This is a genomic window from Pseudomonas tumuqii, assembly GCF_013184545.1.
In the GTDB taxonomy this organism is placed as follows: Bacteria; Pseudomonadota; Gammaproteobacteria; order Pseudomonadales; family Pseudomonadaceae; genus Aquipseudomonas; species Aquipseudomonas tumuqii.
This window is the reverse complement of sequence record NZ_JAAOJA010000011.1, coordinates 152,776-174,013: the sequence shown is the minus strand read 5'-3', so window position 1 is coordinate 174,013 and position 21,238 is coordinate 152,776. Positions and strand designations below refer to the sequence as shown.

The window sequence follows — 21,238 nt, the reverse complement described above, 5'->3', positions numbered from 1 at the left end:
AGTTACCGCAAACGCCCAATGGGGGCGGCTGCGCATCATGGCTCAAGGCTTTATTTCCGAGTTATTCGCGGCCTTTGCGGCTTTCTATCTCTGAATAACCCGTCGGACGGCCTTACGTCCCAAATGAATTGCGTCGGTTAGGGATGGCAGTTTTGGCGATCATCCGCAGGCCGGACCGCTTTTGGCGGCGTTCGCGACTATAGCAGTAATGATTAAGTGCTTCAATTCCATAAAAAATTGTTATGATTGCGCGATGACAATTCCTACTTCTACAACCTCCGGCGTTCAGCTGCTCGAGGTTGCGCCGGAACTCGCCGGCCAGCGCATCGATAACTTCCTCCGCACTCAGTTAAAGGGTGTGCCCAAGACATTGATTTACCGCATTTTGCGCAAAGGCGAGGTGCGGGTGAACAAGGGACGCATCAAGCCGGAGTACAAGCTGCAGGCGGGCGACATCATTCGTGTTCCGCCGCTGCGTCTGGCTGAGCGAGATGAGCCGGCACCCCTGGCGCAGGGGTTGCTCGAACGCCTTGAGGCGGCCATCGTTTATGAAGACAAGGCCTTGATCGTGCTGAACAAGCCAGCCGGCATCGCTGTGCATGGCGGTAGCGGCCTCAATTACGGGGTGATAGAGGCTTTCCGTCAGTTGCGGCCGGACGCCAAGGAGCTGGAGCTGGTTCATCGCCTCGATCGCGACACTTCCGGGCTGCTGATGATCGCCAAGAAGCGCAGCATGCTGCGGCATCTGCACGAGGCTTTGCGCGGCGACGGCGTGGACAAGCGTTATATGGCGCTGGTTCGTGGGCACTGGGCGACTGCCAAGAAGCGGGTCAATGCACCTTTGCAGAAGAGCAATCTGCGTTCTGGTGAGCGCATGGTCGAGGTCAACGAGGAGGGCAGGGAGGCGCTGACGCTGTTCCGTGTACTGCGCCGTTTTGGTGAGTTCGCCACCTTGGTCGAGGCCAAGCCGGTGACCGGGCGTACCCATCAGATTCGCGTGCACAGCCAGTATGCGGGGCATTGCATCGCCGGCGACAGCAAGTATGGCGATGATGAATTCAGTCGCGAGATCCGTGAGCTGGGCGGCAAGCGTCTGTTCCTGCATGCCTATGCGTTGGTCGTGCCGCTGCCCGATGGTGGTGAGCTCAAGTTGGAGGCGCCGGTCGATGCGACCTGGGCGCACACGCTGGAGCGTCTGAGTGCCTGACTATGAGTTGTTGATCTTCGATTGGGACGGCACGCTGGTCGATTCCATTGGTCGTATCGTCGAGTCGATGCATTGGGCTGCGGATTCTTGTGAGCTGGTGCGGTGTAGCGATGCGCAGGTCAAGGGGATTATCGGGCTTGGTTTGCCGGAGGCGATCGCCAGCCTGCATCCCGAGTTGGTCGAGACTGCGCTGGTCGAGCGCTTCCGGCGCTGTTATAGCGAGCGCTACCTGGCGTTGGAGGCGGAGCCCTCGGCGTTGTTCCCGGGGGTGGCTGAGGCGCTGGAGATGTTTCGTGCGCAGGGCTATCGTTTGGCTGTGGCCACGGGCAAGAGTCGCCATGGCTTGCAGCGTGTGCTGGAGGGGCGTGGCTGGCTGGATTACTTCGATGTCACTCGCTGTGCCGACGAAACGGCGAGCAAGCCGAGTCCGCTGATGCTGGAGGAAATCCTCGAGCATTGTGGCGTCCCTGCGGAGCGGGCCTTGATGGTAGGTGACTCATCGTTCGATTTGCGGATGGCTCGGCATGCCGGGATGGATTGCGTGGCGGTAGGTTATGGGGCTCAGCCCTTGGCGGTGTTGCGTGAGCATGGTCCGGCGCTGGCAATAGAGAATTTCATGGAATTGCATGCCTGGCTCGATCGGCGTGCAGGTGGGCAACCAATTGAGGTGGGTGAATATGTCGGATGAATGGAAAGCATCGGCTGCCGGCGAAGGTGATGAGAAAAGCTGGAAGTTGCTGGAAAAAACCCTGCTGGCTGGCGTGCAGGAACAGCGTCGGGCGCGGCGCTGGGGGATCTTCTTCAAGTCACTGACCTTTATTTATCTGTTTGCTGCGCTGGCGCTGTTTGCGCCGCTGCTCGATCTGAAGGAGAGCGTCAAGAGTAGTGCGAGTCATACCGCATTGATCGAGGTGCGCGGGATGATCGCCGACAAGGAGATAGCCAGTGCCGATAACATAGTCGGCAGCCTGCGCGCCGCGTTCGAGGACGCTAACACCAAGGGTGTGATCCTGCGGATCAACAGTCCGGGCGGCAGTCCGGTGCAGTCGGGTTATATCTATGACGAGATTCGTCGTCTGCGCGCCGAGTATCCAGCGATCAAGCTGTATGCGGTGATCACCGATCTTGGGGCCTCTGGAGCCTATTACATCGCCAGCGCCGCGGATCAGATCTATGCCGACAAGGCCAGTCTGGTCGGATCGATTGGCGTGACCGCGGCTGGTTTCGGCTTTGTCGGGGTTATGGAAAAACTGGGTGTCGATCGTCGGGTGTATACCGCCGGCGAGCATAAGGCGTTTCTTGATCCCTTCCAGCCGCCTAGAGAGGATGAGGCGCAGTTTTGGCAGGGGGTGCTGGAAACCACGCATCGCCAGTTCATTGACAGCGTCAAGCAAGGGCGTGGTGATCGGCTGAAGTCAGCGGAGCATCCTGAGTTGTTCTCGGGGCTGGTGTGGTCGGGTGAGCAGGCGTTGCAGCTTGGCTTGATCGATGCCTTGGGTAATACCAGCTACGTTGCGCGTGAAGTGATCGGTGAGAAGGAACTGGTTGACTTTACGGTCAAGGAGTCGCCGTTCGATCGTTTCGCCAAGCGCCTGGGTGCCAGCGTCGCCGAGGATCTGGCCATGTGGATGGGCTTTCAGGGGCCAAGCCTGCGCTAGTTGATTTCGCGTTGCGCACAGGCCCGGTCATTGATCGGGCTTGTTGCTTTATGGGATATCAATGCCGGCTATATGGAGCATGTCCACCAGGCGGATCAGGGGTAGGCCGATCAGACTGGTGGCGTCAGTGCCTTCGGTGCAGCGAAACAGGCTGACGCCCAGCCCTTCAGCCTTGAAGCTGCCGGCGCAGTCGTAGGGCTGCTCGGCCTGCAGGTAGCGGGTGATTTGCGCGTCGTTCAGTCGGCGAAAGTGCACGGTGAAAGGGATGCAGTCGATCTGGCAGTGGCCGCTTTGACTGTCAAGCAGGGCCAGGCCGGTCAGGAAGGTGACGCTGTTGCCGCTTGCGGCGAGCAGTTGTGCGTGGGCGCGTTCGTGTGTCTGGGGCTTGCCGAGGATCTGATTGCCAAGTACTGCGACCTGATCAGAGCCAATGATCAGGTGTTGCGGGTGCTTGAGGCTGAGCGCGCGGGCTTTTTCTTCTGCCAGGCGGCGTACCAGGGTGTTGGCGTCTTCATTGGGTCGAGCGGTTTCGTTGATCGCGGGCGCGCTCCAGGTAAAGGGTAGGCGCAGGCGGGTCAATAGTTCTCGGCGGTAGGGCGAACTGGATGCGAGCACCAGAGGTAGCATATCTGTGCATCTCCTTTTATATAGGTCGGCAATTCTAGTCGGCACTCTTCGTGCTGGACAGGCCGAATATCCTTTGACAGGGGCAGGGTGCATCCATAGAATGCGGCGCCTATGTTAAATGCACCGATTCCACCTCATGTTGATCCGCGCAAATTGGCTGATCGTGGTGCCACGCTTGAAGGCGTGGTACCGCTAGTCGATCTGGCGCGACTCTGCGACCCACTTGCCGATAATCAAGGCATGGTGCGTGCGAAGTTTTTCTTCGAGCGTGATGAGCGTAATGCTGTGGTTTTCCATAGTGAGCTCGAGGTTGAGGTCAAGATGGTTTGCCAGCGTTGTCTGGAACTGGTTGTCCTGCCGATCCATAGCGCGTGTGATTACGCTGTGGTGAAGGAAGGTGCAAATACCCAGTCCGTGCCGAAGGGCTATGACGTGCTGGAGTTGGGTGAAGATCCATTGGATCTGCTGGCGCTGGTTGAGGAGGAGCTGTTGCTCGCCTTGCCCATTGTCCCGGTTCATGACCCTAAAGATTGCCAGCAGCCGGTCGGCCTCGAAGAGCCCGAGTCGAGCGAGGACGAGGTGACACGGTCCAACCCGTTCAGTGTATTGGCGCAGTTAAAGCGTGACCCAAACGTTTAGGAGTTAATCAGTTATGGCTGTTCAGCAGAACAAAAAATCCCGTTCCGCCCGTGACATGCGTCGTTCGCACGATGCGCTCGATGCCAGCACGCTGTCCGTCGAGAAAAGCACCGGTGAAATCCATCTGCGCCACCACGTATCGCCGGAAGGTGTTTACCGTGGTCGCAAAGTGATCGACAAGGGCGCTGACGAGTAATCCTTGTCCGCTCCGATCATCGCGATTGATGCAATGGGTGGGGACTTCGGTCCCCACAGCATTGTTCAGGCCAGCATTGCCTGCTTGGCTGAGTACCCTTCGTTGCACCTGGTCCTCGTCGGCCAAGCCCCTCTTATCGAAGATTTGATTGCCCGCAGTCCTGGCGTCGACCGCGCACGCCTGCATGTCGAGCATGCTGGCGAAGTAGTCACCATGGACGAGCGTCCAGCGCAAGCGTTGCGTGGCAAGACGGATTCGTCGATGCGGGTGGCGCTGGAATTGCTGCGTGATGGACGGGTTCAGGCATGTGTCAGTGCTGGCAATACCGGGGCCTTGATGGCGTTGTCGCGTTATGTGCTGAAAACGTTGCCGGGGATAGATCGTCCGGCCATGGTGACGGCTGTACCAACCCAGACTGGCTGCTGTCACTTGCTCGACCTGGGGGCCAATGTCGACTGCAGTGCTGAGCAGCTCTACCAGTTCGCCGTGATGGGGGCGGTGGCGGCTGAGGCGCTGGGGGTAGTGCGGCCGCGGGTGGCGTTGCTCAATGTCGGCACCGAAGAGGTCAAGGGTAATCAGCAGGTCAAGCTTGCCGCGAGTCTTTTGCAGCAGGCTCGTGGCTTGAATTACATCGGTTTTATCGAGGGCGACGGGCTTTATCGTGGCGACGCCGATGTGGTGGTGTGCGACGGCTTTGTTGGCAATATTCTGCTCAAGTCCAGCGAGGGCCTGGCGACGATGATTGCGGCGCGTATCGAGCTGTTGTTCAGGCGCAATCTGGTTTCGCGGTTGGCCGGCCTGGTGGCGATGCCGGTATTGCGTCGCTTGCGCGCCGAGTTGGCGCCCGCACAGCACAATGGGGCGAGCTTGCTCGGCCTGCAGGGTATTGTGGTGAAGAGTCATGGCTCGGCAGGTGCGGACGGTTTCAAGAGCGCCATTCGTCGCGCGCTGAGGGAAATTGAGGACAATTTGCCGCAGCGCCTGCATGGTCGTCTCGAGGATATGTTGCTCTGAGCCGGTTATCGGTGAGTCATGCGGGCTTGCGGGTGCAGGGCGCTGGTGATGCCGTAGCCTGCTAATGTGACCGCGGCATGTGGTCTGTCATCCAACTGTCAGTTTGTTGCGTTTGACTCTGCCAGGCGCGAATTTTTCGACGATAAGACCATAGAGGCTCGTTTACATGTCTGCATCCCTCGCATTCGTCTTTCCAGGACAAGGCTCGCAGTCGCTGACGATGTTGGCTGGGCACGGCTCACAGCAAGTCGTTATCGACACTTTTGCCGAGGCTTCCGAAGCGCTTGGCTACGACCTCTGGGCCCTGATCCAGCAGGGGCCGGAAGAGCAACTCAATCAAACCGACAAAACCCAGCCGGCGATCCTTGCCGCATCCATTGCCTTGTGGCGCCTGTGGCGCGCTGAGGGCGGTTTGCAGCCGGCGTTCGTTGCCGGCCATAGCCTGGGTGAATACACGGCGCTGGTTGCTGCAGGCAGTCTGGCATTTGCTGAGGCAGTCAAGCTGGTGGAGCTGCGTGGCCAGTTGATGCAGCAGGCCGTACCGGCTGGTCAGGGTGGCATGGCGGCTATCCTCGGGCTGGACGATGCCGACGTGCTGGCAGCCTGCACCGAGGCGGCGCAGGGCGAGGTGGTGAGCGCGGTGAATTTCAATGCGCCGGGCCAGGTGGTGATCGCGGGTTCGGCTGCTGCCGTGGCACGCGCCGTCGAAGCATGCAAGGCGCGTGGCGCCAAACGTGCCATGCCACTGCCGGTCAGTGTGCCGTCGCATTGCGCGCTGATGCGCCCGGCTGCCGAGCGCTTTGCCGAGGCGGTTGCGGCTGTTGCCTGGCAAGCACCGCAGATCCCGTTGGTGCAGAATGTCAGCGCGAGCGTGATTGCCGATCTCGATACTCTCAAGGCTGATCTGCTGGCGCAGCTGTACAGCCCGGTGCGCTGGGTCGAGTCTATCGTCTGCATGGCTGAGCGAGGCGTGACCGATCTGGTCGAGTGCGGTCCGGGCCGTGTCCTGTCGGGGCTGAACAAGCGCTGCGTCAAAGGAATCAATACGTATAATCTGGACACCCCAGACGCCTTCGCCGCCGCACGCGCGGCCTTGGCCTGAATTAAGAGAGGTTGTTATGAGCCTGCAAGGTAAGGTTGCATTGGTCACTGGCGCGAGTCGCGGCATTGGTCAAGCCATTGCTCTGGAATTGGGGCGGCAGGGCGCCGTTGTGATCGGCACGGCGACTTCGCCGTCTGGTGCCGAGCGCATCGCCGAATACCTGAAAGAACATGGCGTCGAAGGTGCTGGTCTGGTGCTGGATGTCAGCAGCGACGAATCGGTCGCCACGACTCTTCAGCACATTCAGCAGCACCTCGGTCAGCCGTTGATCCTAGTTAACAATGCCGGCATCACGCGCGATAACCTGATGCTGCGCATGAAAGATGATGAGTGGTTCGATGTCATCAACACCAACCTGAACAGCCTCTATCGTTTGTCCAAGGCGGTGCTGCGCGGGATGACCAAGGCGCGCTTCGGGCGCATCATCAATATCGGTTCGGTTGTCGGCGCCATGGGCAATGCCGGGCAAGTGAACTATGCTGCGTCCAAGGCCGGGCTGGAAGGTTTCGGTCGTGCGCTGGCGCGTGAAGTGGGTTCGCGGTCGATCACCGTAAACGCGGTGGCGCCTGGTTTTATCGATACCGATATGACCCGGGAACTGCCGGAAGCACAGCGTGATGCATTGCTGACACAGATTCCTCTGGGTCGTTTGGGGCAGGCCGAAGAGATCGCAAAAGTGGTCGCTTTCCTCGCTTCCGATGGCGCAGCCTACGTCACAGGGGCTACTATCCCTGTGAACGGCGGAATGTACATGAGCTGAATGTGACCCCGCTCTTCAGAAAACTGTCATAGATGCTGTCTAAAATCCGTTACAAAGCTGCAATAGGGTTTAGGTAGATCGTTGAAGTGTTCTGGGGCAACTTTGCTTTTTGCTTGAAATGCTGAAAACCCTTTATATACACTTGGCCGCAGACCAGCTGCCCGGATTTGTCCAATAGGAGTGAAAACACGGTATGAGCACCATCGAAGAACGCGTCAAGAAAATCGTTGCCGAGCAACTTGGCGTCAAAGAAGACGAAGTAACCAACAGCGCTTCCTTCGTTGAAGACTTGGGTGCCGACTCCCTTGACACTGTTGAGCTGGTAATGGCTCTCGAAGAAGAATTCGAAACCGAGATTCCGGATGAGCAAGCCGAGAAGATCACCACCGTTCAGGAAGCTATCGATTACGTGACTACGCACGCGCAATAAGCTGATCGTCGATTCCCGACCTGGAAAAGCCGCACAGCCCTCATCGGGCGTGCGGTTTTTCTTTGACGGGCTGTTGAAGGCGGCTATGTGCTTTGCAGGTCAGGCCGCGAAGTGAGGCCTGGCTGGCTCGCTGTATCATCGGCGGACTCGCTTGCTGTGCTTGCCCTGTGGGCCGGCCTTTGGCTGTTGCTGCACCGCGCGGTGTAGCGTCTTGCCTGTTCTTCGCTCGTTGTCCGCTAGCAGCGGTGAGGGAGTGGATAGGTGTTGAATAACCGATAAAAGGAGATTGCTGTGTCGCGTAGACGCGTCGTGGTTACCGGTATGGGCATGCTGTCGCCGCTGGGTAACGATGTGACGAGCAGCTGGCAGGGCATTTTGGCCGGACGCAGTGGCATCGCCCCCATCGAGCACATGGATCTTTCCGCTTACACCACCCGTTTTGGTGGTTCGGTCAAAGGGTTCAATGTCGAGGAGTATTTGTCCGCCAAAGAGGCGCGCAAGCTCGATCTATTTATTCAGTATGGTCTGGCCGCGAGCTTTCAGGCTGTGCGCGATTCCGGACTGGAAGTGACCGACGCCAACCGTGAGCGTATCGGTGTGGCACTTGGTTCGGGTATTGGCGGTCTGACCAATATCGAGAACAACTGCAAGTTGTTGCATGAGTTGGGCCCGCGGCGTATCTCGCCGTTTTTCGTGCCGGGCTCGATCATCAACATGATTTCCGGGTTCCTGTCGATCCATCTGGGGTTGCAGGGGCCGAATTATGCGATCGCCACGGCCTGTACCACGGGCACCCACTGCATCGGCATGGCCGCGCGCAATATTGCCTATGGCGAAGCCGATGTGATGGTCGCCGGTGGCGCCGAGATGGCTGCCTGTGGTTTGGGCATTGGTGGTTTTGCTGCGGCGCGGGCACTGTCCACGCGCAACGACGACCCGGCCAGCGCCAGTCGTCCGTGGGATAAGGGCCGCGACGGCTTCGTGCTGTCGGATGGTGCCGGTGCACTGGTCCTGGAAGAGTTGGAACACGCCAAGGCGCGTGGTGCAACCATCTATGCCGAACTGATCGGCTTTGGCATGAGTGGCGACGCCTATCACATGACTTCGCCGCCGGAGGATGGTGCAGGTGCCGCACGCTGCATTGCCAATGCCATGCGCGACGCCGGGTTGAATGCCGATCAGGTGCAGTACATCAACGCCCACGGCACCTCGACTTTGGCGGGCGACAGGGCCGAGGTCGCGGCGATCAAATCGGTGTTCGGCGAACATGCCTACCGGCTTGCCGTCAGCTCGACCAAGTCGATGACCGGTCACCTGCTGGGCGCGGCTGGCGCGGTTGAGGCGATCTTCAGTATCTTGGCGATTCGTGAACAGGTGGCGCCACCAACCATCAACCTGGACGAGCCTGGCGAGGGCTGCGACCTCGACTTCGTTGCGCACCAGGCCAAAGCCATGCCAATCGATGTGGTGCTGTCCAATTCCTTCGGTTTTGGCGGTACCAACGGCTCGCTGGTGTTCCGCCGGTACGCCGGCTGATGCCGAGCTGGATCGACGGTCAGCCGATGGAGTGGCTCTCCGTCAAAGACCGTGGTCTGGCCTACGGCGATGGACTGTTCGAGACCATCGCCGTCAGTGGCGGCAATCCCGCATTGCTGGAGCGGCACCTGACGCGGCTTGGCGAAGGTTGTGCGCGCCTGCTGATCGATCTCGATCTGGTGTTGGTGCGTGCAGAGCTGCTGGCGTTCAGTCGTGAGCTGGGTAATGGCGTAGCCAAGTTGATCGTGACGCGCGGCGACGGTTTGCGCGGCTATGCGCCGCCGCAGCCTGGATTGCCGCGACGGATTTTGCAGGGCAGCAGCAAACCATCTTATCCGGTCGGCAACGCAGAGCTGGGTGTACGCTTGTTCCCCTGTGTTACGCGACTGGCCGAGCAGCCGCTGTTGGCCGGGATGAAGCATTTGAATCGGCTCGAGCAGGTGCTTGCGCGTGCCGAGTGGCAGGACGCCGAGCATGCCGAAGGCCTGATGCTGGATACCTCCGGGCGGGTGATCGAGGGCGTCTACAGCAATCTGTTTCTAGTGAAGGATGGCGTCTTGCTCACGCCCGATCTTTCTCGTTGCGGTGTAGCCGGGGTGATGCGTGCCGAGCTGCTGGCGCAGGCAGAGGCCCAGGGGTTGCACTGCGATGTGAGCGATATTGGCCTTGATGCGTTGCTGCAGGCCGACGAAGTCTTTCTCTGCAACAGTCTCTATGGCATCTGGCCTGTTCGTGCCCTGCAACGGCATCAGTGGTCGGTTGGCCCGCTGACCCGTAAACTGCAGGTCATAGCCCGCGATCTACTGGACAGCTGATTAGTGATACGTAAATTGTTGTTGCTGCTTGAGGGCGGTGTATTAATTGCTGGTTTGCTGGTGGCCTTTGTCGCCTGGCAGCAGCACTCGGCGCTCGAGCAACCGCTGAATTTGAGCGATGAGCTGATGCTTGAGGTGCCTGCTGGCGCCACTCCTGGCGGTGTGCTCAATCGCCTGCAGGCTGATGGTGTCTTGCATGATGCGTTCTGGCTGCGACTCTACTGGCGCTTCAATCTCAAGGGGCAGCCTCTGCACAGTGGCGAGTATCGCCTCACTCCAGAACTCAGCGTGCGCGATATGCTCGGGTTGTGGCGGCGTGGCGAGGTGGTGCAGTACAGCCTGACGCTGGTGGAGGGTTGGAGTTTTCGTCAGGTTCGCACGGCCCTGGAGCGCCAAGGCAAGCTTGAACTGACCTTGACCGACCTGAGTGACGCCCAGTTGATGGCGCGCCTGGGCTACCCAGGGGTCAATCCGGAAGGGCGCTTTTTCCCCGATACCTACCGTTTCGTGCGTGGCATGAGCGATCTCGATCTGCTCAAGCAAGCTTACGTCCGCCTGGAGCAGGTATTGGCCGAGGAGTGGGAGGGGCGCGCCGACGGGCTGCCTTATAAGACTCCTTATGAGGCCTTGATCATGGCCTCGATCATCGAAAAGGAAACCGGGGTGCCTGAGGAGCGTGGCGAGATTGCCGGTGTATTTGTCCGGCGTCTGCGCATCGGCATGCGCCTGCAGACAGACCCGACGGTGATTTATGGCCTGGGTGAGCGCTACAACGGCAAGTTGACGCGCGCTCACCTGCGTGAGCTGACGGCCTACAACACTTATGTGATCGAGGGCATGCCGCCGACGCCGATCGCCATGGTTGGGCGCGAAGCGATCAATGCCGCACTGCATCCAGCGGTGGGCAAGAGCCTATATTTCGTCGCTCGCGGCGATGGCAGCCATGTATTCTCCGATACCCTCGAGGCACACAACCGTGCGGTGCGCGAGTACCAGCTCATCCGTCGCGAGGATTACCGTTCAAGCCCTGCCCCCGTGCAGTCGAACAATCAATAAAGGACAGCCTGTGAGCGGTTTGTTTATCACTCTGGAAGGCCCTGAAGGCGCTGGCAAAAGTACTAACCGTGAGTTTCTGGCCGAGCGCCTGCGAGCGCAGGGTATAGAGGTACTGTTGACTCGTGAGCCGGGCGGTACTCCGCTGGCTGAGCGTATCCGCGAACTGTTGCTGGCCCCGAGCGATGAGCCAATGGCGGCCGATACCGAGTTGCTGCTGGTGTTCGCAGCCCGTGCCCAGCATCTGGCTCAGGTGATTCGCCCCGCGCTGGCCCGTGGCTGTGTGGTGCTCTGCGACCGCTTTACCGATGCTACCTATGCCTACCAGGGTGGCGGTCGCGGTTTGTCGGAGGCCCGTATTGCCGTGCTGGAAAGTTTCGTGCAGGGCGATCTGCGTCCGGATTTGACCCTGGTATTCGATTTGCCGGTAGAGGTCGGTCTGGCCCGTGCCGCGGCGCGTGGCCGGCTGGATCGATTCGAGCAGGAGGACAGGGGGTTTTTCGAAGCGGTGCGCCAGACCTATTTGCGCCGTGCCAGTGAAGAGCCTCGGCGTTATCGGATTTTGAATGCCGCGCAGTCCCTGAGTCAGGTGCAGCAGGATCTGGACGCCATGTTGGTGCATATCGTGGAGCTGTGCCGTGGCTGATGCCTATCCCTGGCAAGCCACGCTCTGGCAGCAACTGGCCGGGCGCACGCAGCATGCCCATGCCTATCTGCTGCATGGCCCGGCCGGTATCGGTAAGCGCGCACTCGCCGAGCGCCTGATGGCTCGTCTGCTCTGTCAGCGGCCAGTCGGCCTGGATGCCTGTGGTCAGTGCAAGTCCTGCCATCTGCTGGCTGCCGGCACCCACCCGGACAACTACATTCTGCAGCCGGAAGAAGCCGACAAGGCGATCAAGGTCGACCAGGTGCGTGATTTGGTTAACTTCGTGGTGCAGACCGCTCAACTCGCCGGACGTAAGGTGGTGCTGGTCGAACCTGCCGAAGCTATGAATCTGAACGCTGCCAACGCCCTGCTGAAAAGCCTGGAAGAGCCTTCCGGCGATACAGTGTTGCTGTTGATCAGTCATCAGCCCAGTCGCTTGCTGCCGACGGTGAGGAGTCGCTGTGTGCAGCAGGCCTGTCCATTGCCGAGTCAGGCGATGAGCCAGGCCTGGCTGGCACAGGCGTTGCCGGAGTGTGCCGATGAAGAGCGCGCCGAGTTGCTCTGTCTGGCGGCTGGCTCGCCATTGGTCGCCGCGCGCATGCATGCTCAGGGCGTGCGTCAGCAGCGTGCCCTGGTGGTCGACGGGGTCAAGAAGCTGCTCAAGCAGCAGATCGCGCCGAGCCCGCTGGCAGAAAGTTGGAACGCGGTATCCCTGCAGTTGTTGTTCGACTGGTTCTGCGACTGGGCGCAGCTGATCCTGCGTTATCAGTTGACGCGTGACGAGGCCGGGCTGGGGCAAGCCGATATGCGCAAGGTCGTACAGTACCTGGCGGAGAAAACGCCTCAGGCGAAAGTCTTGCAGATGCAGGATTGGTTGCTGGCGCAGCGGCAGAAAGTCATCGGGAAAGCCAACCTCAATCGTGTCCTGCTTCTCGAAGCCCTGCTGGTGCAGTGGGCAAGCCTGCCCGGACCGGGCTAGAATCGGCCATCAAGTAATGAAAACCAGGAACGCCGCATGAGCTTGCCACCTAATTTGGGCCCGCGTAACGGAATCCTGTCTCTGACCATCAAAGACAAGTCCGTGCTCTATGCCGCTTATATGCCCTTTATCAAGAATGGCGGGCTGTTTATCCCGACCAACAAGAGCTACAAGCTTGGCGATGAAGTGTTCATGTTGCTCAATCTGATGGATGAGCCGGAAAAGATCCCGGTCGCCGGCAAGGTGGTGTGGATCACGCCCAAAGGTGCGCAGGGCAACCGCGCGGCAGGTGTCGGCGTGCAGTTCAATGACGGTGACAATACTGCGCGGAACAAGATCGAGACCTACCTGGCGGGTGCGCTGAAGTCGGATCGGCCGACCCATACCATGTAACCGCAGACCGCAGGTCTCAAGCTCCAGGCCACAAGTAAGCTGCTGCGCTTCGGGCTGTGGCTTGTGGCTTGCAGCTTGTCGCTTGAGGCCCCCATGCTTATCGATTCCCACTGTCACCTCGATCGTCTCGATCTGGCCGCCCATGGCGGCTCCCTCGATGCTGCGCTGGATGCAGCGCGGGCGCGCGGCGTTGGTCATTTCCTCTGTATCGGAGTCAGTGCCGACAATGCGGTGACGGTCAAAGGCCTGGCCGAGCGCTATGCCGATGTCGATTGCTCGGTCGGGGTTCATCCGCTGGATCTCGAACCGGGCGCCGCGCCAGCCCTGGACTGGTTGCTGGCCGAGCTGAACCACCCGCGGGTGGTGGCCATCGGTGAAACCGGGCTGGACTACCACTACGAACCGCAAGCAGCAGCCTTGCAACAGCAGGCTTTCCGCCTGCACCTGCAGGCTGCCCGGATCACCGGCAAGCCGGTGATCGTGCATACCCGGGAAGCCCGTGCCGATACCCTGGCCTTGCTGGGCGAGGCCGCCTTGCCGCAGGCCGGGGTGTTGCACTGCTTCACCGAAGACTGGGCGATGGCCAAGGCGGCGCTGGACCTCGGCTTCTATATTTCCCTGTCCGGTATCGTCACCTTTCACAATGCCGAGGCGCTGCGTGAAGTCGCCCGCCAGGTGCCGGCTGATCGCTTGCTGGTGGAAACCGACTCGCCTTACCTGGCGCCGGTACCGCACCGTGGCAAGCCAAATCTGCCGGAATATGTACGCGACGTGGCCGAGTATCTGGCACTGTTGCGGGGCGTGAGTTTCGAGCAGTTGGCCGAGCAGACCAGCGCCAACTTCAAGCGCCTGTTCCCGCTGGCGCGGGTTGCCTGACATCTGCGCATGAGACTTGGGTGGGGGTTGTCGCGGCGTTATTGGCTCGAGGCCGTCGACGGGTAGCTGCCGTGCCGTCCGCAGCCGATGGAGCACAGGATGCACTCGGCGGATAAAGCCGGCGCAAAAAAAACCCGGGTTCTGGGGGGGAATCCGGGTTAAGACCATTAGGAGTAAATCAAGGCACGCGGTCCACGGTACCTTGCCTGGCGGGACACTTGGGGGGAGATGCCGCGCGCCAGTACTCTTGAGTATTGGCGAAGTTTGCCGAACGTCCAGGCCAATTAGGCTCATTTTTTAAACAGATTTGGAATACCTGGCCGGCTGTTGAGTCCTCAGCCTGTTGCCAGCTGGTGCAGCAGACTCAGGGTTTCCTCTATTACCCGAGCCTCGCTGTAAAAATGGGGGGACAGGCGGATGCCGGCGCCGCGCTGAGCACAAATCACCTGTTCGGATCTAAGTCGCTGGAATAGTGCCTGATTATCCCAGCCGGCGAGGCTGAAGGTGACGATGCCGGCGCGCCGAGCCGGGTCAATCGGGCTATGCAGTGTGATGCCCGGCATGCCGGCCAGGCCGTCGAGCAGCCATTGCACGCGTGCCTGTACGGCCTTGCCGACCTCGACCATGCCGACTTCCTCGAGGAGCGACAGGCTGGCTTCCAGCGCCATGCTGCCCAGCAGGTTCGGGCTGCCGCATTCGAAGCGCCTGGCCGAGTGCGCGGGTTGCCAGTCCTGGCGCAGGTAGTCGCCGCGGTGTTCGAGCATATGCCAGCCGTACTCATGCAGTGCAAGCCGGGCGCGCAGGTCGCTGCGGCAATAGAACACGCCAAGCCCTTCCGGGCCGAGTAGCCATTTATGTCCACTGGCCATGGCAAAGGCGCACTGGCAGGCCTGGACATCGAAGGGCAGGGCGCCAAGCTGCTGGATCGCATCGACACAGAACAGTACGCCGCGTTGCCGACAGCCATGGCCGAGGCGCTGCAGGTCCAGGCGCAGACCGCTGGCGTATTGCACGGCGCTGATCGACAGCAGCCGGGTGCGCGGGCCGCAGGCGTTGAGCAGCTTGCTTTCCGGGTCGCCGCCATGCAGGTCGACCTTGATTACGTCGACTCCTTGCGGCTCGAGCGCCTCCCACACCACACGGTTGGAGGGGAACTCCTCGTTGCTGATCACCACCTGGTCGCCTGCATGCCAGTCCAGGCCGAAAGCCACGAAGGACAACGCCTGCGAGGTGCTTTTGACCAGCGCGATATCGTCACTGCAGGGTGCATTGAGCAGGCGCGTCAGGCGTTCGCGCAGACTGCGCTGGACCTGCAGCCAATCCGCATAATCGCGGGAGCCAACCTGGGCGTTCTGTTCGGCAAAGAGCTTGACCGCCAGCACTGCACGCCGTGGCCAAGGCGAAATTGCGGCGTGGTTCAGGTAACGCAGACCGGGAAGTTGCGGAAACTCGTCATGAATGCCGTACATGGTCGGATGATCCGTGCAATTTTGCGCTAGTTAGGCATAATACTCGGCTTCGATTTTCGACCTCTTAGTCCTTCTTATGCAGAATGAACCCCGTAAGGTCCGTGAGTTTCGCCGCCGCGAACAGGAAATTCTCGACACCGCGTTGAAACTGTTCCTTGAGCAGGGTGAAGACAGCGTCACTGTCGAGATGATCGCCGACGCCGTCGGTATCGGCAAAGGCACCATCTACAAGCACTTCAAGTCCAAGGCGGAGATCTACCTGCGCCTGATGCTCGACTACGAGCGCGACTTGAACGAGTTGCTGCACTCGGCCGACATCGACCGTGACAAGGAAGCGCTGTCGCGCGCCTACTTCGAGTTCCGCATGCGCGATCCGCAACGCTACCGCTTGTTCGACCGCCTGGAAGAGAAGGTGGTCAAGGGCAATCAGGTGCCGGAACTGGTCGAGCAGTTGCACAAGATCCGCGCCTCCAACTTCGAGCGCCTGACTCAACTGATCAAGGGCCGCATCGCCGAAGGCAAGCTTGAAGACGTGCCACCATATTTTCATTATTGCGCGGCCTGGGCGTTGGTGCACGGTGCCGTGGCGCTCTATCACTCGCCGTTCTGGAGCAATGTGCTGGAAGATCAGGAGGGGTTCTTCCAGTTCCTCATGGATATCGGTGTGCGCATGGGCAACAAGCGCAAACGTGACACCGAGACTCCGGCTAGTTGACGGTATTCGGCCGGTTGATAGCGCATAGAGTGCATGTGCCGTAGCGGATTGCAGCGATATACTCCGGGTAACGTTAATCGGAGTCCTCCATGATTGTTGACCGTCAAGGCAGACGCTTTCGCAACCTGCGGGTAAGTCTGACCGCCGCCTGCAATTACGCCTGTACCTACTGCGTGCCCGACGGCAAGCGCCTGGTCGCGGCGCAGGACGAATTGTCCGCCGAGGCCATGGTGCGCGGGGTCGGTTACCTGATCGAAGCCGCAGGCATCGAGCGCTTGCGCATCACCGGCGGCGAGCCCCTGGTCAGTCCGAAGCTGGAGGCGTTCCTGCGCGGCGTCAGCCCGCTGGGCCTGGCTGACATCAGCTTGACCAGCAACGGCCAACTGCTCTCGCGCAAGCTGCCGTTGCTGCTGGAAAACGGCATTCGCCGCCTCAACATATCCCTGGATACCCTCAATCCGGTTGCGTTCCGCGCCATCGCCCGCGGCGGTGATCTGGCCACCGTCCTGGCAGGTTTGGACGAGGCGCAGGCAGCCGGCATGCAGATCAAGCTCAACATGGTGCCGCTGCGCGGGCAAAACCTCGATCAAGTCCTGCCGTTGCTGGATTACTGTATGGAGCGGGGGTTCGAGCTGCGTTTCATCGAATTGATGCGCATGGGCCATCTGGCGCGCGATGGCAACAGTTTCCTGCGCCAGTTCGTCGGCATGCCCGAGCTGTTGGCCATGATCGGCGAGCACTACGACTATACCCAGGCCGATGCGCCGGTGGATGCCACCGCGTTGCGCTACGAGATTCCAGGCCAGGGCTTTTTCGGGGTGATTGCCAACGAAAGTGTACCGTTCTGCCGGACTTGTTCACGTTTGCGCCTGTCGTCGACTGGCTGGCTGCACGGCTGTCTGTCGTCGAGCAATCGCCATTATGTCGGCGATCTGCTCGATAAACCGCGTCATCAGGCTTTGCCTGCTTTGCAGGGGTTGCTGGTCAAGGCGCTGGGTGACAAGCAGGAGGTGGCCTTTTCCGGAGGCGTGACCGTCATGAAGATTATTGGAGGATGAGAGTTGCAAGCCGCAAAAAGGGTGATTTCTATCGGCTGTGCAAGGCATCCTGGCTTGAAGCTTGACGCGAAAAAGTATGACTGATTTCCCCATTGCCTATATCGAACCGGTATTCCGCCCGCCAAGCGAGGCCCACTCGCTGATTCTGCCGGTGACCAACGGCTGCTCCTGGAATAACTGCACCTTCTGCGAGATGTACACCGAAGCGCAGAAGAAATTCCGTGCCCGCGATGAGCGGGAGGTGCTCGACGAAATTCGCCGCGCTGGCGAGCGGCTGATCGTGCAGCGGGTGTTTCTCGCCGATGGCGATGCTCTGGTGCTGCCGACGCGCCGTTTGCTGGTCATCCTTTCGGCCATTCGTGAGTACATGCCGGATGTCGAGCGGGTCTCGAGTTATTGCCTGCCGCGCAATCTGCGCAAGAAGTCGGTCGCTGAGCTAAAGGAACTGGCCGACGCCGGGCTGCGTATGGCCTATGTGGGCTGCGAGTCGGGTGATGACGAGGTGCTGGCGCGGGTCAACAAGGGCGAAACCTTCGAGTCCAGCCTGAGCGCCCTGGACAAGCTTGGCCAGGCCGGGATTGCCCGTTCGGTGATGATCCTCAATGGCCTTGGTGGGACCGCCTTGAGCGGCCAGCATGCCGATAACTCGGCGCGTCTGATGAATGCCGCGCAACCGGAGTTCCTCTCGACCTTGGTCGTCAGCTTTCCCCAGGGCGAGGCGCGGTTTCGCCAGGCGTTCGCCGATTATCAATCGTTGAGTCAGCAGCAACTGTTCATTGAGGTCGAGCGTCTGTTGCAGGGCCTGGAGCTGCGCGACACGGTGTTTCGCAGTGATCATGCCTCCAACTATCTGGTGCTCAAAGGCAACCTGGGGGCGGACAAGGCGCGTCTGCTGGCGCAGGTGCGCGCCGCCATCGAACAGCCGCAGGGCGCCGGGTTGCGCCAGGAGTGGCAGCGCGGCCTGTGATGGCGTGAAACCTGCATTACTGGCCTGTCCGCCGGTATTCCGTCACCGGCAACGGGAGGAGAGTGATGCGCAACCTGATATTAATCCTGGTGTTGATGGTCTTGGGTGGCTGCATGAAGGTCAGCGACCTGGCCGATGGCGCCACCTATCAATTGCGCGATGCCGGTTTTCTCGATCATGGGCGAACCGAGCGCATGGCCTCGCGGCGCCTGCAGCAGGACTCTTTCATCTATATCGCCCAGGGGCATTTCGTTCCTCCCGGCGCGGCCTATCCGCGACCGAATGTGGTTGCGGAAGAGGCGTTCAAGGGCTTCGTCGAGTATTTCCCGCTGGTCCGTCGGGCGCGTAGTCCGGCCGGGTTGGAGGAGGCCATGGACCAGGCGCGTGCGGCCGGCGCGCATTATCTGCTCTACAGCCGCTTTGCCTATGCCGATGACCGCATCGGCACGGGGGATGAGTGGGCTGATCAGCAGGTGCTGGACCGGCTTGGCACCGACCGTAGCGTCATTCAGTTGATGCTGATCGAAACCAATACCCGTTATCTGGTCGATACTGCGCGGATTCACAGCCGCGGCGGCTTCCTGACATTCTATGATGCCAAACCAGAAGACTTGCTCGGTCCACCGCTGCGCGATTATGCCCGCAGCCTGATTGGCCAGAGCCTCTAAGGACACTCGCATGACGAACCCAGGCAAAGCCGGCGACCTGTTGGCACAGATTTCCAAGGGCGAGAAGAAGGGCTTGCCGCCTGTACACCTGTGGAACCCCGATTTTTGCGGCGACATCGACATGCGCATCGCGCGCGATGGCACCTGGTATTACCTGGGCACGCCGATTGGACGCAAGCCGATGGTCAAGTTGTTCTCCACCATCATTCGCCGCGATGGCGACGATTACTTCCTGATCACCCCGGTAGAGAAGGTCGGCATCAAGGTCGACGATGCGCCCTTCGTTGCCGTCAGTCTGCAGGTAGACGGCGAGGGCGAGGCGCAGGTGCTGCGTTTCACCACCAACGTCGAGGAGGAAACCGTTGCCGATACCGAGCACCCGCTCCGGGTCGAGCTGGATGCGCAGTCCCAGGAACCGGCACCCTATGTGCACGTGCGCGCGAACCTCGAGGCGCTGATCCACCGCAACGTGTTCTACCAGCTGGTCGAGTTGGCGGTGCCGCGCGAGATCGACGGCCAGATATGGCTGGGGGTGTGGAGCAGTGGGCAGTTCTTCCCGATTGGGCCGCAGCCGTAGGGCTCAGTTGTAAGCGGCAAGCCTCAAGCGGCAAGAAAGCGCGCGCGGGTGGCTGCTTGTAGCTTGTGGCTAAAAGCAAAAAGGCTCCCGAAGGAGCCTTTTGCATCTTACATATTGGGGTAGTTAGGCCCGCCAGCGCCTTCGGGAGCCACCCAGTTGATGTTCTGGGCCGGGTCCTTGATGTCGCAGGTCTTGCAGTGCACGCAGTTCTGCGCGTTGATCTGGAACTTCTTCTCGCCGTCTTCCAGGGTGACGATTTCGTACACGCCAGCTGGGCAGTAGCGCTGCGCCGGTTCATCGTACAGCGGCAGGTTCTTGGTCAGCGGAATGCTCGGGTCGGCGAGCTTCAGGTGGCAGGGTTGTTCCTCTTCATGGTTGGTGTTGGAGAGGAATACCGAGCTGAGCTTGTCGAAGCTGAGTTTGCCGTCCGGTTTCGGGTAGCTGATCTTCTTCGCTTCGCTGGCCAGTTTCAGGCAGGCGTAATCCGGCTTGGTGTCGTGCAGGGTGAAGGGGATCTTGCCGCCAAACAGGTTCTGGTCGAGGTAGTTGAAGGCGCCGCCGCCGAGCACGCCGAACTTGTGAATCGCCGCGCCGAAGTTGCGGCTGCGGAACAGCTCGTCGTACAGCCAGCTGGTCTTGAACGCTTCGACGTAGCCGGTCAGCTGGTCGCCGCCCTCACGGCCGGCGAACAGCGCGTCGGCCACCGCGTCGGCGGCGAGCATGCCGGACTTCATCGCGGTGTGGCTGCCCTTGATCTTGGCGAAGTTGAGGGTGCCGAGGTCGCAGCCGATCAGTGCGCCGCCGTTGAACACCATCTTCGGCAGCGAGTTGAGGCCGCCCTTGCTGATGGCGCGGGCGCCATAGGACACGCGCTTGCCACCTTCCAGGTACTGGGCGATCACCGGGTGGTGTTTGTAGCGCTGGAACTCGTCGAACGGCGACAGGTGCGGGTTGCTGTAGGACAGGTCGACGATCAGACCGACCACCACCTGGTTGTTCTCCAGGTGATAGAGGAAGGAACCACCGGTGTTTTCACTGTCGACCAGCGACAGCGGCCAGCCGGCGGTATGCACCACCAGGCCTTGCTCGTGCTTGGCCGGGTCGACGTCCCAGATTTCCTTGATGCCGATGCCGTAATGCTGGGCGTCGGCTTCGCTGTCGAGGTTGTACTTCTTGATCAGCTGCTTGCCGATATGGCCGCGGCAGCCTTCGGCGAACAGGGTGTACTTGGCGCGCAGTTCCATGCCGGGGGTGTAGTAACCCTCTTTCGGGTTGCCTTCGCGATCCACGCCGAGGTCGCCGGTGAGGATGCCGTAGACCGAGCCCTGGTCGTCGATCAGCGCTTCCTGGGCGGCGAAGCCGGGGTAGATTTCCACGCCCAGATTCTCGGCCTGCTGGGCCAGCCAGCGGCACAGATTGCCCAGGGAGATGATGTAGTTGCCCTGGTTGTGCATGGTCTTGGGCACGAACAGGTCGGGGATTCGGCTGGCTTTTGTCGCGTTATTCAGCAGGTAGATGTCGTCGCGCTTGACCGGGGTGTTCAGCGGTGCGCCGAGTTCCTTCCAGTCGGGGAACAGTTCGTTCAGGGCGCGCGGTTCGAACACCGCTCCAGAGAGAATGTGCGCACCCACTTCGGAGCCTTTTTCGACCACGCAGACGCTGATTTCCTTGCCCGCTTCGGCGGCTTTCTGCTTCAGTCGGCAGGCGGCGGACAAGCCGGCTGGGCCGGCGCCGACGATGACGACGTCGAATTCCATAAACTCGCGTTCCACAGGCTATCTCCTACTCAGGCTCTCTAATTTTATTTGACGATCAGGCTCGTTCCCTGGGCGATGCTGGCGCATTATATCTGC

The 21,238-nt window shown here is 60.5% G+C and carries 24 protein-coding genes; 21 read left to right on the top strand and 3 right to left on the bottom strand.

Features of this window, described 5'->3' with window-relative positions; all coding sequences use genetic code 11:
• Positions 1-253 precede the first annotated feature (253 nt).
• Genes rluC through G9C89_RS19370 form a run of 3 tightly spaced genes read left to right on the top strand, consistent with a single transcriptional unit; the run spans position 254 to position 2,865 of the window.
• On the top strand, positions 254-1,207 hold the full coding sequence (rluC, locus tag G9C89_RS19380; RefSeq protein WP_172151218.1) for a 23S rRNA pseudouridine(955/2504/2580) synthase RluC: 954 nt from the start codon (positions 254-256) through the stop codon (positions 1,205-1,207).
• Positions 1,200-1,895: an HAD-IA family hydrolase gene (locus tag G9C89_RS19375; protein WP_172151155.1), complete on the top strand. Its 696-nt coding sequence runs from the start codon at positions 1,200-1,202 to the stop codon at positions 1,893-1,895. The genes rluC and G9C89_RS19375 overlap by 8 nt, the downstream gene beginning before the upstream one ends.
• Positions 1,885-2,865: a S49 family peptidase gene (locus G9C89_RS19370; RefSeq protein WP_172151216.1), complete on the top strand. Its 981-nt coding sequence runs from the start codon at positions 1,885-1,887 to the stop codon at positions 2,863-2,865. The genes G9C89_RS19375 and G9C89_RS19370 overlap by 11 nt, the downstream gene beginning before the upstream one ends.
• Before the next feature lie 48 nt (positions 2,866-2,913).
• Here G9C89_RS19370 and G9C89_RS19365 read toward each other — a convergent pair whose 3' ends face one another.
• A complete protein-coding gene (locus tag G9C89_RS19365; RefSeq protein WP_172151153.1) occupies positions 2,914-3,492 on the bottom strand; it encodes a Maf family protein in 579 nt (192 codons plus the stop codon).
• A gap of 111 nt (positions 3,493-3,603) precedes the next feature.
• Between G9C89_RS19365 and G9C89_RS19360 the strand changes: the two genes are divergently transcribed.
• From G9C89_RS19360 to G9C89_RS19300, 13 genes are all read left to right on the top strand, one after another.
• The gene (locus tag G9C89_RS19360) at positions 3,604-4,131 is read left to right on the top strand and encodes a YceD family protein (protein WP_172151151.1); all 528 of its coding nucleotides are present in this window, start codon (positions 3,604-3,606) and stop codon (positions 4,129-4,131) included.
• 13 nt (positions 4,132-4,144) lie between these two features.
• The gene (gene rpmF, locus G9C89_RS19355; RefSeq protein WP_079201670.1) at positions 4,145-4,327 is read left to right on the top strand and encodes a 50S ribosomal protein L32; all 183 of its coding nucleotides are present in this window, start codon (positions 4,145-4,147) and stop codon (positions 4,325-4,327) included.
• Between the two features lie 3 nt (positions 4,328-4,330).
• A complete protein-coding gene (plsX, locus tag G9C89_RS19350; RefSeq protein ID WP_172151149.1) occupies positions 4,331-5,341 on the top strand; it encodes a phosphate acyltransferase PlsX in 1,011 nt (336 codons plus the stop codon).
• Between the two features lie 166 nt (positions 5,342-5,507).
• Positions 5,508-6,443, top strand: coding sequence for an ACP S-malonyltransferase (gene fabD, locus G9C89_RS19345; protein WP_172151147.1), 936 nt, complete (start codon positions 5,508-5,510; stop codon positions 6,441-6,443).
• Between the two features lie 16 nt (positions 6,444-6,459).
• Positions 6,460-7,203, top strand: coding sequence for a 3-oxoacyl-ACP reductase FabG (gene fabG / locus G9C89_RS19340; protein ID WP_172151145.1), 744 nt, complete (start codon positions 6,460-6,462; stop codon positions 7,201-7,203).
• A 193-nt stretch (positions 7,204-7,396) separates the two neighbouring features.
• Entirely contained in the window at positions 7,397-7,633 is a 237-nt protein-coding gene (gene acpP / locus G9C89_RS19335) for an acyl carrier protein (protein WP_172151143.1), read from the top strand.
• Positions 7,634-7,924: 291 nt separating this feature from the next.
• On the top strand, positions 7,925-9,169 hold the full coding sequence (fabF, locus tag G9C89_RS19330; protein ID WP_172151141.1) for a beta-ketoacyl-ACP synthase II: 1,245 nt from the start codon (positions 7,925-7,927) through the stop codon (positions 9,167-9,169).
• Complete coding sequence (gene pabC, locus G9C89_RS19325; protein WP_172151139.1) at positions 9,169-9,984, top strand: aminodeoxychorismate lyase; 816 nt, start codon at positions 9,169-9,171, stop codon at positions 9,982-9,984. Before fabF ends, pabC begins: the two co-directional genes overlap by 1 nt.
• Positions 9,985-9,987: 3 nt before the next feature.
• A complete protein-coding gene (gene mltG / locus G9C89_RS19320) occupies positions 9,988-11,040 on the top strand; it encodes an endolytic transglycosylase MltG (protein ID WP_172151137.1) in 1,053 nt (350 codons plus the stop codon).
• Positions 11,041-11,050: 10 nt separating this feature from the next.
• Entirely contained in the window at positions 11,051-11,683 is a 633-nt protein-coding gene (gene tmk, locus G9C89_RS19315; RefSeq protein WP_172151135.1) for a dTMP kinase, read from the top strand.
• Positions 11,676-12,662 (top strand): DNA polymerase III subunit delta', encoded by a 987-nt coding sequence (locus G9C89_RS19310; RefSeq protein WP_172151133.1) that lies wholly within the window; start codon positions 11,676-11,678, stop codon positions 12,660-12,662. Before tmk ends, G9C89_RS19310 begins: the two co-directional genes overlap by 8 nt.
• 36 nt (positions 12,663-12,698) lie before the next feature.
• Positions 12,699-13,055: a PilZ domain-containing protein gene (locus tag G9C89_RS19305; RefSeq protein WP_003245164.1), complete on the top strand. Its 357-nt coding sequence runs from the start codon at positions 12,699-12,701 to the stop codon at positions 13,053-13,055.
• Between the two features lie 93 nt (positions 13,056-13,148).
• On the top strand, positions 13,149-13,931 hold the full coding sequence (locus tag G9C89_RS19300; RefSeq protein WP_172151131.1) for a TatD family hydrolase: 783 nt from the start codon (positions 13,149-13,151) through the stop codon (positions 13,929-13,931).
• A 335-nt stretch (positions 13,932-14,266) separates the two neighbouring features.
• On the opposite strand, the gene G9C89_RS19295 is transcribed toward G9C89_RS19300, so the two are convergent.
• Positions 14,267-15,400 carry an aminotransferase class V-fold PLP-dependent enzyme gene (locus G9C89_RS19295; RefSeq protein ID WP_172151129.1) on the bottom strand — a complete coding sequence of 378 codons (1,134 nt, stop codon included), beginning with the start codon at positions 15,398-15,400 and terminating at the stop codon, positions 14,267-14,269.
• 76 nt (positions 15,401-15,476) lie between these two features.
• Between G9C89_RS19295 and G9C89_RS19290 the strand changes: the two genes are divergently transcribed.
• From G9C89_RS19290 to G9C89_RS19270, 5 genes are all read left to right on the top strand, one after another.
• Positions 15,477-16,115, top strand: a complete 639-nt coding sequence (locus tag G9C89_RS19290; RefSeq protein WP_172151127.1) for a TetR/AcrR family transcriptional regulator — start codon at positions 15,477-15,479, stop codon at positions 16,113-16,115.
• An 89-nt stretch (positions 16,116-16,204) separates the two neighbouring features.
• Positions 16,205-17,173, top strand: coding sequence for a GTP 3',8-cyclase MoaA (locus G9C89_RS19285; protein ID WP_172151125.1), 969 nt, complete (start codon positions 16,205-16,207; stop codon positions 17,171-17,173).
• Between the two features lie 76 nt (positions 17,174-17,249).
• Positions 17,250-18,140, top strand: coding sequence for a radical SAM protein (locus tag G9C89_RS19280; protein ID WP_172151123.1), 891 nt, complete (start codon positions 17,250-17,252; stop codon positions 18,138-18,140).
• A gap of 65 nt (positions 18,141-18,205) precedes the next feature.
• Positions 18,206-18,808 carry a DUF4823 domain-containing protein gene (locus G9C89_RS19275; protein ID WP_172151121.1) on the top strand — a complete coding sequence of 201 codons (603 nt, stop codon included), beginning with the start codon at positions 18,206-18,208 and terminating at the stop codon, positions 18,806-18,808.
• Between the two features lie 10 nt (positions 18,809-18,818).
• Complete coding sequence (locus G9C89_RS19270; RefSeq protein WP_172151119.1) at positions 18,819-19,385, top strand: DUF1285 domain-containing protein; 567 nt, start codon at positions 18,819-18,821, stop codon at positions 19,383-19,385.
• Between the two features lie 107 nt (positions 19,386-19,492).
• On the opposite strand, the gene G9C89_RS19265 is transcribed toward G9C89_RS19270, so the two are convergent.
• Entirely contained in the window at positions 19,493-21,157 is a 1,665-nt protein-coding gene (locus tag G9C89_RS19265) for an electron transfer flavoprotein-ubiquinone oxidoreductase (RefSeq protein ID WP_172151117.1), read from the bottom strand.
• Positions 21,158-21,238 lie beyond the last annotated feature (81 nt).